The sequence below is a fragment of the Streptomyces smyrnaeus genome, assembly GCF_017676345.1.
Taxonomy (GTDB): domain Bacteria; phylum Actinomycetota; class Actinomycetes; order Streptomycetales; family Streptomycetaceae; genus Streptomyces; species Streptomyces smyrnaeus.
Genome location: NZ_JAFFZM010000013.1, coordinates 93754 through 108808, shown reverse-complemented (window position 1 = coordinate 108808; position 15055 = coordinate 93754). Strand labels below are relative to the sequence as shown.

Sequence of the window (15055 nt, the reverse complement as noted above, 5' to 3'; positions counted from 1 at the left end):
GACGATGCGGCTCGTTCCGATGCCCCTCGGCCCTGCCCGCCGCCGTACTTCGCCGCTCGACGGCAGGTACGCCCGGAGGGTTTCACAAAGCAACAGACAGAACCGACACATGGCGATCGAGAACGAGAACGGGGTGGTCAGAGTGGCAGGCCGAGCGCGTCGCTACCGTGGGCCGTGGCTGGTGTGGGTCGGCCCACGTCAACTGCACTGCCCGCTGTGCCGAGGCACGCTGTTCTGGGATCGGGAAGTGCAGCTCAACACCGCGGGCATGAGTTTCCTGAATCTGGACTGGGCGAACGCGTCGGCGACCGGCGTCCAGTGCGCCGACTGCTCACGCCTGGAGCTGTTCGCCGACAGCGGGCAGGTCCGCTTCAGCACTCCCGAGGCACAGCCCTGAGCTGCACGCTGCCGCGATCGGTGAAGAGGGCCGGCCCGCGTCCCGGGCGGGAAGCACGCGCCGGCAGCCGCCGCGCGACAGTTCGCCCTCCGATCCCACTTCCTAGACGTCCGGGCAGGTGGGGAGGGCCTGCTCCGTCCAGATGACCTTGCCGGTCGCCGTATGGCGGGTACCCCAGCGCTGGGCGAGCTGGGCCACGAGCAGCAGGCCCCGGCCTCCCTCGTCGGTGGTCCGGGCGTGGCGCAGGCGCGGTGATGTGCTGCTGGCGTCGGAGACTTCGCAGATCAGGCAGCGGTCGCGGATCAGGCGGAGGCAGACCGGCCCGGTCGCATGGCGGATGGCGTTGGTGACCAGTTCACTCACGATCAGTTCCGTGGTGAACGTCAGCTCGTCCATGCCCCACTCCCCCAGCTGCTCGCCGGCGAGGGTGCGTGCGCGGGCGACAGCAGCCGGATCGCTGGGCACGTCCCAGGAGATGACCTGGTCCGGGGCCAGGACACGGGTCCGTGCCAGCAGCAGGGCCGCGTCGTCGGCCGGCGGGCCGGTCACCAGGGCGTCGAGCGCGTTGCGGCCGGTCTCCTCCAGCGTCGGCCTGGGCGCCAGGAGGGCTTCACCCAGTCGGGCGAGCCCCACGTCGATGTCCCGGTCATAGGTCTCGATGAGGCCGTCGGTGTAGAGCGCGATGAGGCTGCCCTCGGCCAGCTCAAGTTCGAGGGATTCGAAGGGGAGGTAACCGAGGCCGAGTGGCGGTCCGGCCGGCAGGTCCAGGATGTCGGCGCTTCCATCGGGGGCGACGATCAGGGGCGGCAGGTGGCCGGCCCGTGCCAGGGTGCACCGCCTGCTGACCGGGTCGTACACCGCGACCAGGCACGTGGCCCCCAGGAACGCGGCGCGTGCGGTCTCGCCCTCGGCCGCCGTGGGTTCCTGAGACGGCTCCTCGCTGTCGGGCGCCTCCATGAGGCCGATGACGAGGTCGTCCAGATGGGCGAGCAATTCGTCCGGGGGGAGGTCCAGGTTGGCCAGGGTGCGCACTGCGGTACGCAGGCGCCCCATGGTTGCCGCCGCGTTGATGCCATGTCCGACCACGTCCCCGACGACCAGGGCGACCCGGGCTCCGGACAGCGGAATCGCGTCGAACCAGTCCCCGCCCACACCGCTGGGGGCATCTGCCGGCAGATACCACGACGCCACCTCCAGCGCGGATCCGGCGGTCAACTGCCGTGGCAGCAGAAAACTCTGCATGGAACGGGCGGCGGTGCGCTCGCGGGTGAAGCGGCGCGCGTTGTCCACGCACACCGCCGCGTGGGAGACGATTTCCTCGGCGAGACGCACGTCGTCCTCCTCGAAGGGCGCCCGGTCCTGCGACCTGGCGAACGTCGCCACGCCCATGGTGACGCCGCGCGCCCGCACCGGGATCACCATCAGCGAGCGGAAGTCGAACGCCCGGACGGAGGCACCCAGGGGCTGGTCCTCCATCACCCAAGGACTGGTGAAGGGGTCCAGGGTCCGTTCCACCAGCGTTCTGCTCTGCAGCAGGCAGCGGGTCACCGGCGACGACGGAGCACGCCGGACGGCTTCCCCCACGGCCCAGCTGGCCTCCGGGCAGCCCTCGCGCACCGACTGCTGCCCCGCGCGGCGCAGGACGGGCGTCATACCGACCGGTCCGGGGGCGGGTTCCTCACCCCTCATGACCGAGTCCAGTACGTCGACGGCGACGAAGTCGGCGAGCGCGGGCACGGCCTCTTCGGCCAGTTCCTGCGCCGTCCGCGTCACGTCCAGTGTGGTGCCGATGCGGACGGCGGCATCGTTCAGCAGGGCCAGCCGTTCCTGTGCCTGCCAGCGCTCGGTGACGTCGATGATCATGTACCAGATGCCCACATGTCGGCCCTGGCGGTCCTTCATGACGAAGAAGGACGCGGAGAAGGCACGCTTGCGGCGCGGGTCCGCGTATCGGGGGCCACGGAACTCGTAGTCCATCACCGGAGCACCGGTCTCCAGGACCGACTGCATCTTCTCCTCGAACGCCTGGCCTTCCTCCTTCGGCAGCACTTCCTTCACCTGTCGCCCCAGCCGCTGTTCGAGGGGGATCAGGCGGTCCAGTGGCTCGTTCACCCAGACGTAGCGCAGGTCCGTGTCCAAAACGGCCATGCCGACAGGCGCGTGGGTGAGAGACGGCACGAGCATCAGCTGGCTCACCCCGCCGCCGGGCATCCGCCAGAAGGCCCGCTTCGGCGGTCGGCCGACGAACCTGCCGAAGAACAGAGCGGCCCCCGTGGCGACGAGCACGCCCGGGACCATTTCGTAGATGCCTGACTCGAGTGGTCCGAGCAGCGGGTTGATCTGCTCCCAGAGAAGCACCGTGGCCGCGCCCGACACGATCCCGGCCATCGCCCCCGCCCAGGTCATCCGCGGCCAGTACAGCGAGAGGAGGACGACCGGCCCGAAGGCGGCACCGAATCCGGCCCAGGCATACGCGACGATGCTCAGCAGTCCGCCGGCATGGAGCGCGATCAGGAAGGCCACCACGATGACCAGGCCGACCGCGGCCCGGCCGACCCACACCAGGGCCTTGTCCGAGGCACGCCGGTTGAGGAACGCGCGGTAGAAGTCCTCGGTGAGAGCCACGGAGGACACCAGGAGCTGGCTGTCCGCGGTCGACATGATGGCGGCCAGCACGGCGACCAGCATCACCCCGGCCACCCATGGATCGAGCAGCGTCCGGCTCAGGACGATGAACACCGTATCCGGGTCGGACAGCGGCTCACCGAGCTCGGCGATGCCCACCAGTCCGGCGAGCGTGGCCCCGGCGAGTACGACCACGACCCACCCCGTGCCGATACGGCGGGCCGCCGGAACCGCACGGATACTGCGGATTCCCATGAAGCGGACCAAGATGTGCGGCTGCCCGAAGTAGCCCAGGCCCCAGGCGAGCAGCGAGACGATCGCGACGGCGCCCAGCCCTCCGCCTGCCGACCACTGTCCGTCGGCGTAGTCGACATCCGACCCCATGTCCAGCAGGCCCGGCCCTTTGTCGTCGAGGGCGGTGCCCAGTGCCCCGAAACCTCCGAGGACCGCGACACCCGTCACCGGGAGCACCAGCAGGGCGAGGAACATCAGCACGCCCTGCACCACATGCGTCAGGCTCACTGCGAGGAAGCCGCCGAGACAGGAGTAGGTGACGATCACCAGAGCCGTCACCGTCACGCCGAGCCCGAACCGGACATCGAATACCTGCTCGAACAGCACTCCTCCGGCCACCAGGCCGCTGGCGACATAGACGGTGAAGAACACCAGGGTGACCGCGGCCGAAACCATCCTGAGCATCCGGGTGCGATCCTCGAAGCGCTCCTCCAGATAGGCCGACAGGCTTACCGCGTTCCCGGCCCGTTCGGTGTAGGTACGCAGCCTGGGCGCGACAAAGAGCCAGTTGAGATAGGTGCCGGCCGCCAGGCCGACCGCGATCCAACTGGCACCGAGGCCGGCGGCGTACACCGCTCCGGGCAGTGCGAGAAAAAGCCAGCCGGACATATCGCTGGCTCCTGCGGACAGAGCGGCGACGGACGCGCTCAGCCTGCGGCTCCCGAGGGCGAAGGCGGCGAAGGTACGGGTGCGGGTGTAAGCCCAGACGCCGATTCCGACCATGGCGACCACGTACAGGGCGACCACGGTCACGATCGGCGTACTCAATTCGAACATGCTGTTCCCGCTGGAGAGGTTCATGAGCCCGGAGGCGACCATCGACACGCCTGGCAGTCGCACGCACTGGCGTCTCAATGTACTGAAACCGGTCGCCGGAACTTGACCACCGCATGTGTGTCGGCACGCAGGTCTCCATGCGCAGGTGCTTCGAAAGAGAGACCACCCGGCACGGATGTCGAGCGGTGCCCCTTCGGCGGCGGCGCGCTCGCCCGGCGGCATACGTCCGGGTAGAAGGCTCCCCCACCCCGGGCTCCGGCCGCCGCGCCGCCCCCGCCTGCGCCTGTGGCCGGACGGCATCGCTGGGGTCCTCTCGCCCCTCACGCAAAGGAGGGCACGCCCGTCCACGGCCACGGCCACGGCCACGGCCACGGCCACCTGGCATCGTTGCCGACGTCCTGGCCGGTGAACTGCCCGAGCCTGGACCAGCACATACCTGTCGACCGCGCACAAGACGGAACCGGCCCAACTCACCGAGCACATGCGGGGGCAAAGACCGGTTCGCCGAGACCGCCGCCCTCTCCCCCGGTCGACCGCAGTGCCGTATCGACCCACGCGGAAGACGGCAGCCGCCTCACCGTCGTCGGCCACCACAAGGAGCAGGGAGGGGTCCTCATCGCGACCCTCACTTCGCAGGCTGATTGTCACAGGGGACTGACATGATGCGGATCATGTCAACTCCCCCCGTGTGGCTGCCCGCCACCCATGGCCATGAACTGGCTCTGGACGGAACCACTCTCAGATGCCGTAAGACCGACGGCCAGGTGCTGCGGTCGGTCCCCAGAGCCGTGCGCAGCAGTTCGGTGGGCGAGAAGCTGTCCGAGTTGCGCGAGTGGTTGGTGCGGCACGAGGAGGAATGCCGGTCCACCGTGGAGTCCTGGCTGCTGGCCGGCGTTCCGGTGCCCCCCGCCCTGCTGGCCCGCGTGTGGCCGGACCCGAGCTGGCGGTCGGTCCTGGAGCACCTCGTGGTGGTCGTCGACGGGCGGACGGGCTTGTTGACGGAGGTCACCGAGGAGGGTCGCACTGTCTTGGTGGGCCGGGACGGTACTCCGCACACCTCCGTGGTGGGCCCCATTTCCCTGCCGCATCCGATCCTGCTGCCCGACGTGGAAAAGTGGCGGGAACTGCTCGCCAACCGTGGCGCCGCGCAGGGTGTCCCGCAGCTCGCCCGCGAGATCCACCACCGGCCGGACGATGTCGACCCCGAAGCCACCAGCCTTGAGGACTACGCCGGGGGCGGGTTCGAGGAGCTGCGTCACGCCACCGCCCGCGCCGCCCGGTACGGCTTCGTCATACGCGGCGGTTTCGCGATGCTGCGGATCGTTGACGGTGGCGTCGGTTTGCAGGCCCGCTACTGGCTGGGGGCCGACGATCCCGGCCTGCCCATCCAGACGGGACGACTGCTGTGGGTGGACGCATCCGAACGGCCCGTGGCGCTGGGCCAGGTCGGTCCGGTGGCCTGGTCCGAAGGCGTGCGCATGGCAGAACTGATCCATGCAGGAAGGACGACCGATGACCAGTGACCGGATCGCGCTGGACACGGGCCTGGCGCCCGCAGGTACTTCGGGCGGCGAGCCGGTCACCGCGCGCCGCTACACCCATCCGCTGCTCGGCACCCGCCCCGTGGTCCGGCTGACCGGGCAGGCCGCCGCGCCCGGCGAGGATCAGGTGCTGGCCGCCGCCGGATTCTCCGCACCCGATGCCGGCCCACCAGTGGCGGCCGGGTACCGCCAGGAGCCCGGCTACCCGGCGTGGGCCGTGCTCCACGACCCCGCCCACGCCGACGCGGCCCTCGCGGCGGCACCCGAGATGGCGCGCGCCGAGCGGCTGGCCGGTCCCAAGCCGGGGCCCGCGCTCGATCTGTACGGACAGATCGCCGCGACGCTGCCGAACTCCCACCTTCCGGCCTACTGGGAACAGGTCGGCCGGGCGTTCATCGCCGCCGGCCGCCTCCGGCAGGCTGCGATGATGTTCGGCCGGGCACGCCAGGCCGATCAGTACCTGCCGTCCGTCGATCCGACCAGGCAGCGCACGGTGTTCCTGGAGTTCGCCCTCGCCGGGGCACTGTCGGTCAAGGACATCAAGACCTACGTCGCGGACCTCGGCAAGCGCCGGGGCGACCCCGTCGAGGCCTACCAGGAGCTGCGGGAGCTGGCCGTCCGCCGTACGCTCGGCGGCCTGCCGCCCTGGCCCGAGGTGCTCAAGCAGCTCACCAAACTGGCCAAGGCCGCCGGCCTCGACGTGGCGGCCGAACACGGGTCCATGCTGGAACTCCTCGTGGAAGCACCGGCGCTCTGGCGGGCCTCGGACGGCTTTTGGACCTCGCAGCGCAAGACCTGGCTGGCCGCCGTCGCCACTTCGGACGCGGTGAAGCAGCGGCTGGTGTGGCAACTGGTCGACCTCCCGTATTCGGACATGGACGCCTGGTGGATCGCCTTCCTCGACGAAGCGGGCGCCTTCGACCAGCTCGGCGAGGACACCGGCCGCTGGCTCACTGCGATGCTGCGCCGCTACCGCGGACCCGGCGAACGTCCCCCCAAGGCCCCCAAGGAGCTGCTGGACCTGCTGCCGCGCCTGGCCGAACGGATCAGCCCGGAAGAGGGCCCGCTGCGCCTCGGCTACGGCACAGCGAAGGAGTACCGCATCGACGCGGGGGTCATCGGCGGCTGCCTGGCAGCGGGCATCCCGGTGCCGGACCCTGATCCGAAGCTGCTGCTGGGGCACTGGTGGGAGCACGACCGCGTCGATCTGGAAGCGCTGTCCGCCGACGACCGGTTCACCGACCTGCTGGTCCATTCCCTCCTCGAAGACAAGTGGTCCGACGAACGCTGGAAGAGGGAATGGGCGATCGAGCCACTGCGACCCTCTCTGCGCTGGATCATCGACGACCGGTTGAACTGCGCCACTTCCGGCACCCTGCAAAGCGCTCTCGACGCTTTCGACTGGCTCTACGCCACACTGTCCCGGCGGGCGGTGGCGGAACTGCCCGACCTCCCAGGCCGGCTCGCCCGCATCGACTTCGTGGCCCCGCTGACCAGGACGCTCCGCGCGGGCGTCCTCGACGAACTGGGCTGGGACGCCCTGGACAAGGCCGCCGGCGAGCTGAAGGGCGAGGACAACTGGTGCCGGGCCAGTTGGCCCATCCTGACCGTGCACGACCGCCGCAAGGCCATCGCTATCGGCCCCGGCGGCCGGATCGCGGAGCACCGGCTGGTGGTGCCGAAGGGCGCCGAACAGTTCAACTACGACGTCCGGGCGTTCTTCTCCGAAGGAGAGTTCCAGGTCTTCCACGCCGTCAACCAGGACCAGAGCGTGTACTGGTCCGGCGCACCGGCCGAGGTCCACACGGAGCGGGTAACCTCGTGGAAGTGGCGGTACGGCGAGAAGACGCGCTCCGGCTACACCTTTCTGGGCCCCCGCGCCCGGCGCTTCGTGGGCCACCGGCTCCTGACCGTGGGCGAACGCCGGGTCGGTCCTGAGGGCCACATGTTCCACGACGGCCGGACGTACTGGTGGTACACCGGCGTGGACAAAGAATCTCGGGTGGTGCGCCCCGTCGACCTGGCCACCGAGCAGCTCGGCGAGCCCGGCCTGCCCGCGTTCCTCGATCCGTCGCTGCTGGGTGAGGACGAGGGCTGGCTGATCGAGAATTCGTCGCTGGCCCCGGTCATCGCCGGCACCGCCACCTCGCCCCTGGGTACCGACGGCACCCATCTGGGCTTCAGGGTCGCCTACGACCGGTTGACGGGACAGGTCCGTTACCACCGTATCGACGGCGTTCACGGCACGGCTCTCCCGATGACCGGTTACCTGCCGCACGCTCGCTGGTCGTCCAAGCCACCCATCCCCTGGGGGCTGCTCGACGTTCCCGGCTCGGACCGACGGCTGCTGCTGGACGGCGGCTACGACGTCACCGCACGCGACCCGGAAACCGGTGCAGCACACTGGCGGGTCTACATGATGGACCAGGACTGGATCGTCAACCACCCGTCCCCGATGGCCGCGGGCACACGGCGCATGCCACCGAAGGCGTTCTGGCACTTCCTGACGCCGCGTGACCTTCCCGGCTCGCGGGCGCTGCGGGAGATCTCCGAGGACACCGTGCGGGCACTGCTGGCGGCGACAGCCACCTCCATCTCGGCGCTGCGGAAAGCCCTGGGTCTCCTGCTGCCCGAGGTCAGCCACCAACTGCTGCTGGACGGCCTGACGGGGTTCTTCCAGGAGACCAACCGCCGGATACAGCACCGGGACCGGCTCCTGAAAGTGCTCGATCGGCAGACCCCACGACTGCTGGAGGTTCCGGAAGCGGACCTGGACGGCGCTCTGGACGGGTTGGTCAGCTTCTACTCCGAGGGAACTGGCGGGACGGTACGGCAGATCGAGCTGGCCTCGGCGTTCTTCACCGGCTCGATCGACGGCGAGACGGTCATGGCCCACTGGTCGGTCCACGGGAGTCATTACGACTGGACGGAGCTCGTCGGCCGCATCGGCGGCCTCGGCATCCGCGCGGCCAGCGCCGTCACCCCTGCCGAGCACCGCACGGCCGTGATCGGGCTGCTGCGGTTCTGGGCTTCCTCGCCCCTGACCGATCCGGCACTGCACCGCGGCCTGTTGGACCCGGGAGAGGACGGGGACGAGGAACCCCCGGCGGCCCAGTCCACCGCGGAGGGCAAGCTGCTGCCGCTGGACATCGCCATGCACTTCGGCGACTGGGCCCGCTCGCAAGCAGCCAGGAACTACAGAATCAAGGCGTTTCTGCAACGCGGCGACCCACCCCGGCCGGAAGGATTCGTCGACATCCGGCCGGTGGCCCGAGGCTGGGCCACCGTCAAGCGGCTGCGACTGCTGGCCGACGAGTTGGAGCGACGCGAACCGGTGCCGTTCGACCCCGACGCAGCAGCCTGCCTCGCCAAGGCCGCCGACCTCGACCACGCGGAGGCAGCCTTGTGGCTGACCGGCCTGCCCGGAGTCGACTCCGGCGGTGTCCGCACCGACGAATGTCTGTCGCCCGACACCCGCGCCGCCTTGGGGCTGAAGGTGACCGAGGCGGCCGACGCGTGCGAAAGGCTGCGGCGAATGCCCACCGAAGCCCGCCTGGAGCTGTACGACGCGGCGATGCCCAACGACCCGGGACAGCTGTGGAACCAGCACATGATGGCCGAACGGCTGGCAGAGGCATTCCGACGGTCGCCGTCCGGATGACGGTTCCGGTTCGATCAGCGGTCGGCGGAAAGCGTCTCGCCAGCGCCCCCAGTAGGGGACGCGTGCGTACGGCGGCGCCGCGTCCCGGTAGCTCTGCGGCTGCGCCGCCCACCCCAACTGCGTGGATGGAAGGGGCGGTTCAAAGACGATCACTCAGGGCACGGTGATGATGATCTTTCCGCGTGCGTGGCCGGCGGCGCTGGCGTCGTGGGCCGCGGCGGTCTCCTTCAGCGGGAACGCGGCGTGCAGGGGGACGGTGAGGCGGCCCTGATCGGCCAGGTCCACCGCCAACGGCAGTCCTGCCCAGCCCGGTGACGCTCCTGCCTCGGAGCGGGAGAACCGCACTCCGTGCCGAGCGGCGTCGAAGTCCGCGATGGTCACCACGCGGTGCGGGTCGCCGACGATGGCCACCAGTTCGGCAAGGGAGCCCTTGCCCGCCGCGTCCAGAACCACGTCGACACCGCGCGGAGCCAGTGCAGCAAGGCGATCGGCCAGGCCCGGCCCGTAGGTGACCGGTACGACGCCGAGCCCCTCGAGGAAACCGTGATTGCCCTCGCTGGCGGTGCCGATCACGGTGAGGCCACGGGCCCGGGCGAGTTGCGCGGTGATGGTACCGACACCGCCGGCGGCACCCTCGATCAACAAGGTCATGCCCTCGACGGCGTCCAAGGCTTCCAGTACACGCGTGGCCGTGTCGATATTGCCCGCGGCGCCGCCCGCTTCCCCGAAGGACCACGACCGAGGCTTGGGAGCCCACGCCTCCAGCACGGCGTACTCGGCCGTGGCGCCACCCTGGTCCACGAAGGGAACGAGACCGAAGACCGCGTCTCCCACGGCGGTGCCGGTCACCCCCTCCCCCACCTCGTCGACGATGCCCGCGGCATCCATGCCCGGTATGTGCGGCAAGTCCAGGGAGACGAAGTCCCGCAGCTTCCCCGAACGCAGGTACCAGTCGGCAGGGGTGACACCGGTGGCACGCACGGCGATGCGGACCCGACCGGGCCCGGCGTGCGGCTCCTCGACCTCTTCGACGGCAAGAACCTCGGAACCGCCATAGCGGTGGTACTGCACAGCAAACACGGTCAGCCTCCATACACACGGCACGTCGTTCGACAGGAGAACCCGCAGCCGCTCATCTCCGCGCGGCCGGGAACCGGCTGCGGGAACCCGCAGCATCACGTACGCTAACCCGCTAAACGGTCGACCTCTTCCGTTTGTGCTTAAGTGGGAGACATGCCCGACCGACTGTCTCGGAACCCGTCCACCTCCCCCGCCGACACCCCCACCCGGAGACAGCGAGCCGACGCCCGGAACAACCGCGCTCGGCTCCTCCAGGCCGCTCGCGACGCGTACGCCCTCGACGGCACCGACGTGCCCTCCAGCGCAATCGCCCGCCGAGCCGGTGTGGGTGCCGCCACCCTCTACCGGCACTTCCCGACCCGCGACTCACTGATCGCGGCAGCGTTCGCCGAACAATTCGGCCAGTGCATCGCGACCGTCGACGAGGCACTCAAGGACGACGATCCGTGGCGCGGACTTCGCACTGCCCTCACCAAGGTTTGCCGGATGCAGGCGGAGGATCGCGGCTTCAGTGCCGCGTTCCTCGCCGAATTCCCCGACGCGCCCGAGGTCCGGCGTGAACGTGCCCGCGCGGAGTCGGGCCTCGCCCGGCTGATACAGCGCGCGAAGGACACCGGACAGCTGCGCAAGGACTTCGACAGCAGCGACATCACACTGCTGCTCCTGGCCAACAACGGCGTCCTGCAAGACTCCCCGGCGGCCTCCATGGCCGCGTCCCGTCGCCTGCTCGCCTACTTCTTCCAGTCCTGTCGGCCGACGGACGACACACCGCTGCCCGAACCCGCGCCACTCCGCCTCGACGATCTGTACAGGGCACCGCGTCGAACGGGATGACCGGACCGTCGAAGGCAAGTTCGGTGATCCTGGCATCGCCACCCGCGCTCGGCTCCAGAGCACTGCCGCACTCTTTTTGGCATAGGACAAACTGCTAGGGTGGCGTGTGGAGGTGATCGCGTGCCTACCAGCGGTACGACTGCGGCGGAGATCGCCGGCAGTGTGCGGGACCAGGTGGCATCGGGCGAGCTCGCACCAGGAGCGGTGCTGCCGCCGGTGCGGACGCTCGCCGCCGGGCTGGGGGTGAACCGGAACACGGTCGCCCTGGCCTACCGGCGGCTCGTCGAGGCCGGGGTGGCTGAGACCCGGGGCCGTGGCGGCACGGTGATCGCCGCAGTGCCGCAGCTCGCCCGCGAGGGCGTCGGTGTCGGCGGCGACTGCGTCGATCTGGCCAGCGGCAACCCTGATCCGCAACTGCTGCCGGACATCCTGGCCGCAGCCCGCAGCGGACACTACCGTCAGCCCCTGTACGGCATGCCCGCGATCGATGAGGCGCTGGACACGTGGGCCCGCGACGACTTCGCCGAAGACCTGGAGCAACCGTTTCGGACGCTGGTCGCGCACGGCGCGGTCGATGCCACCGAACGGCTCCTGAACGCCCACCTCGCCCGCGACGACACGGTGGCGGTCGAGGACCCCTGCTTCCTGGCGAGCATCGGCACGCTGCGGTTGAACGGCTACCGGCCGGCACCGGTCCCGGTCGACAGCGCGGGCATGCGCCCCGATGGCCTGCGGGCCGCTCTCGAAGGCGGTGCCCGGGCGGTCGTCTGCACGCCGCGAGCCCACAACCCCACCGGAGCGAGCCTGACTGCGGAGCGGGCCGCCGACCTGCGCGCCGTCCTCGCCCACCACCCCCAGGTCCTGGTGATCGAGGACGACCACTTCTCAGCCGTCTCCACCCGCCCGTACTGCCGGATCACTCCCACGACCACGGCGCGTTGGGCACTGGTGCGGTCCGTGTCCAAGTTCCTCGGCCCGGACCTGCGCCTGGCCCTGGTCGCCGCCGATACGCAGAGCGCGACGCGCCTGGAGGCCCGGCTCAGCGCCGGCACCACCTGGGTCAGCCGCCTGCTGCAGCACAGTGCCCGCGAACTGCTGGCCGATCCCGGCGTGCACGAACTCCACGAACGCGCCCGCGAAGCCTACGCACACCGCAGCGGCGTGCTCGTCCAGCAACTGCACGCCCATGGCATCGAGGTGCCCCACCGGCCTGACGGGCTCAACGTGTGGATCGAACTCGACGTCGACAGCCGAGCGGTGGTCCAAGCCCTGGCTGAGCGGGGCTGGGCCGTGCGCCCCGGCCACCTCTTCGTCCATGATCCGTCTTCCCACCAGGGCGCGATCCGGGTCACCAGCTCCACCCTCACCGAACCGCAGGCCGAGGCGTTCGCCGCCGAACTCGCCGCCGTCGTCACCTCCCTGCGCACCCCGCACTGACGAGCGGACCTCCTTCCCTCGTCCGCGACACCCCGCGGCACCCGACCGCGTGGTGTGCCGCCGCGCCACCGCCCGTAGTCATCACGCCCGCGTACCTTCGGAGGTTCCACTTGTTCACCGGTCTGAGCGCCTTCCCCCTCACCCCCGTCTCCGGCAACGCGGGCATCGACGAGAAGGCGTACGGCAGGCTCGTCCACCGGCTCGCCACCACCAGCGTCGACTCGATCGGGGCGCTGGGGTCCACCGGCTCCTACGCCTACCTGACCCGCGAGGAGCGGGCCCGCGTCGCCCGCCTCGCGGTCGAGCACGCCGACGGGGTGCCGGTCATCGTCGGCATCGGGGCGCTGCGCACCCGCCATGTGCTGGAAGCGGCCGAGGACGCGCAGAACGCGGGGGCAGCCGGTGTGCTGCTGGCGCCGGTGTCGTACCAGCCGTTGACCGACGACGACGTGTTCGGCCTGTTCGAAGAGGTCAGCGCACACCTCTCCGTCCCCTTGGTGATCTACGACAACCCCGGCACCACCCACTTCACCTTCACCGACGAGCTGTACACCCGCCTGGCGCACCTCCCGAACGTGGCATCCGTCAAGATCCCCGGCGTTCCCGCCGATCCTGAGGCGGCCCGGGCACGCATCGAGCACCTGCGGCGGCTGCTGCCCGCCACGGTGACCATCGGCGTCAGCGGAGACGCGACAGCCGCCAAGGGTCTGAACGCCGGATGCGACGCCTGGTACTCGGTGATCGGCGGCACGTTCCCCGAGCCGGCACTCGCGCTCACCCGGGCCGCACAGGCCGGTCAGCCCGAGCGGGCCGAACGGGACTCCCAGCGGCTCCAGCCGCTGTGGGACCTGTTCGCCCAGCACGGCGGATCGCTGCGGGTCGTCGCGGCAGCCGCCGCGCACCTCGGCCTCACCACGCCCCGCAACCTTCCCCTGCCGCTGCGCGGCCTCGGCGCGAAGGAACACGCCCAGGTCGCCGCAGTGATCGAGAAGCTGCAGCTCCATGCCTGACCACGTCACACGCTCACCTCACCGTTCTCCCGCCGACGGAAGGACGGTGACGTGAGCCGCTCCAGTCCGCCGTCCCCGGGGAAACGCACGGCCATACCCCGCAGCACCGAGAAGAACACCAGCAGTGCGGGCCGGGGCCCGCTCGCCCGCTACGTCATCGCGGCGACCCTGGCCCGCACCTCCGACGGCGGCGCGGTCGTGGCCATCGTGCTGATGGTCAACGCCGGCGGAGGATCGAGCTGGCTGGCAGGCGCCCTGGGCGCCTGCATCACCGCGCCTCACCTGCTGGGCCCCTTCGTCGCCCGCCGTCTGGACACCGCACGCGACGGCCGCACCGTCATCGCCGTGGCATCCCTCGCGCACGGCACCGCGCTGGCCGCCGGCGTCCTGCTCCACCCCCACACCCACCCGGCCGTCACCGCCGCCCTGCTGATCGCCTCCGGCCTGTTCGGGCCACTGCTCACCGGAGGCATCAGCAGCCGCCTGCCCGCCATCGCCGGCCACGGCCAACGGCGCCAACGCCGCGCACAGGGCTGGGACGTGGCCACCTACGGCATCGGCGGCACCGTCGGTCCCACCCTCGTCGCAGCTCTCTCCGCCTGGGCCTCCCCCACGACCGCCGCCCTCGTTCTGGCCGCCGGATGCTTCGTCGCCGCAGCCGTCATCCGTCTCCTGCCCCGCACCCCGGCCCCCGGCGTGGGCGAGGAGGTCCCCCGCCCGGTCCGCACCCTCATCACCATCGTCACCTCCGGGCCCCTGCGCCGGACGCTGTATCTGACCGTCACCGTCGCCTTCAGCGTCGCCGCCCTCCCCGTCACCGCCGTCTCCAGCACCCACACATTCGGCGTCGACGCCGCCGCGGCCGGCATCCTGACCGCCGCCTACGGCCTGGGCAACCTCGCCGGCTCCGCAGGCGTCATGATCCGTCCCTCGCGCACCGAAGCGGACCGGCTCACCACCCGCCTCGCCACCGCGGTCGCCGTCACCCTCCTGCTGATCACCCTCACCCCCTCCTTCCCGCTCGCCGTCGCCGCCTACGCCGCCGCCGGCATCGCCAACGCCTACTTCTTCGCCGCCACCCTCGCAGCCCGCAACGAATACGCCCCCGACAACGCCCGTGCACAGATATTCGTCTGGGTCGGCGCTTTGAAAATCACCGCCGGATCAGCCGGAACAGCAGCCGCCGGCGCCCTCATCGGCACCAGCGTCCTCCTCCCCCTCCTCCTGGTTACCGCCCTCGCCCTCACCAGCGCCCTGCTGTCGTGGGCCGAGCGCCGCCACCCTCGCCGTCGGCGCGAGCACCACCTGGGTGCTGCCCTCCCGGCGCCCGCCGCCTCGCCGACCGGATCCGAGAACAGACAGCCGAGCCCGCCTCGCGGCTGATCCGGTCCAGCACCTC

9 protein-coding genes are annotated in these 15055 nt (G+C 70.6%); 7 read left to right on the top strand and 2 right to left on the bottom strand.

Features of this window, described 5'->3' with window-relative positions; genetic code table 11:
• Positions 1–109 precede the first annotated feature (109 nt).
• The gene (locus tag JW613_RS21490) at positions 110–397 is read left to right on the top strand and encodes a hypothetical protein (RefSeq protein ID WP_245226066.1); all 288 of its coding nucleotides are present in this window, start codon (positions 110–112) and stop codon (positions 395–397) included.
• Positions 398–499: 102 nt separating this feature from the next.
• Here the strand turns inward: JW613_RS21490 and putP are convergent, their stop codons facing one another.
• Positions 500–4093 carry a sodium/proline symporter PutP gene (gene putP / locus JW613_RS21485; protein WP_209212583.1) on the bottom strand — a complete coding sequence of 1198 codons (3594 nt, stop codon included), beginning with the start codon at positions 4091–4093 and terminating at the stop codon, positions 500–502.
• 671 nt (positions 4094–4764) lie between these two features.
• On the opposite strand from putP, the gene JW613_RS21480 reads away from it, so the two are divergent.
• Together JW613_RS21480 and JW613_RS21475 are read left to right on the top strand one after the other, a co-directional pair.
• Positions 4765–5616, top strand: coding sequence for a DUF4132 domain-containing protein (locus tag JW613_RS21480; protein WP_245226065.1), 852 nt, complete (start codon positions 4765–4767; stop codon positions 5614–5616).
• Positions 5606–9295, top strand: coding sequence for a hypothetical protein (locus tag JW613_RS21475; protein WP_209212482.1), 3690 nt, complete (start codon positions 5606–5608; stop codon positions 9293–9295). The genes JW613_RS21480 and JW613_RS21475 overlap by 11 nt, the downstream gene beginning before the upstream one ends.
• 153 nt (positions 9296–9448) lie before the next feature.
• On the opposite strand, the gene JW613_RS21470 is transcribed toward JW613_RS21475, so the two are convergent.
• Positions 9449–10375 carry an NADP-dependent oxidoreductase gene (locus JW613_RS21470; protein WP_209212481.1) on the bottom strand — a complete coding sequence of 309 codons (927 nt, stop codon included), beginning with the start codon at positions 10373–10375 and terminating at the stop codon, positions 9449–9451.
• Between the two features lie 153 nt (positions 10376–10528).
• On the opposite strand from JW613_RS21470, the gene JW613_RS21465 reads away from it, so the two are divergent.
• The 4 genes from JW613_RS21465 (at position 10529) to JW613_RS21450 (ending at position 15039) form a co-directional block, all read left to right on the top strand.
• The gene (locus JW613_RS21465) at positions 10529–11209 is read left to right on the top strand and encodes a TetR/AcrR family transcriptional regulator (RefSeq protein ID WP_209212480.1); all 681 of its coding nucleotides are present in this window, start codon (positions 10529–10531) and stop codon (positions 11207–11209) included.
• Between the two features lie 120 nt (positions 11210–11329).
• Positions 11330–12646 (top strand): aminotransferase class I/II-fold pyridoxal phosphate-dependent enzyme, encoded by a 1317-nt coding sequence (locus tag JW613_RS21460; RefSeq protein WP_209212479.1) that lies wholly within the window; start codon positions 11330–11332, stop codon positions 12644–12646.
• Positions 12647–12756: 110 nt separating this feature from the next.
• Positions 12757–13656: a dihydrodipicolinate synthase family protein gene (locus JW613_RS21455; protein WP_209212478.1), complete on the top strand. Its 900-nt coding sequence runs from the start codon at positions 12757–12759 to the stop codon at positions 13654–13656.
• A 51-nt stretch (positions 13657–13707) separates the two neighbouring features.
• Positions 13708–15039 carry an MFS transporter gene (locus JW613_RS21450; RefSeq protein WP_307865982.1) on the top strand — a complete coding sequence of 444 codons (1332 nt, stop codon included), beginning with the start codon at positions 13708–13710 and terminating at the stop codon, positions 15037–15039.
• Positions 15040–15055: the final 16 nt, after the last annotated feature.

Coding starts and splice junctions, on each gene's coding strand:
- JW613_RS21490 (WP_245226066.1), top strand. CDS start 110: ATGGCGATCGAGAACGAGAACGGGGTGGTCAGAGTGGCAGGCCGAGCG.
- putP (WP_209212583.1), bottom strand. CDS start 4,093: ATGTTCGAATTGAGTACGCCGATCGTGACCGTGGTCGCCCTGTACGTG.
- JW613_RS21480 (WP_245226065.1), top strand. CDS start 4,765: ATGTCAACTCCCCCCGTGTGGCTGCCCGCCACCCATGGCCATGAACTG.
- JW613_RS21475 (WP_209212482.1), top strand. CDS start 5,606: ATGACCAGTGACCGGATCGCGCTGGACACGGGCCTGGCGCCCGCAGGT.
- JW613_RS21465 (WP_209212480.1), top strand. CDS start 10,529: ATGCCCGACCGACTGTCTCGGAACCCGTCCACCTCCCCCGCCGACACC.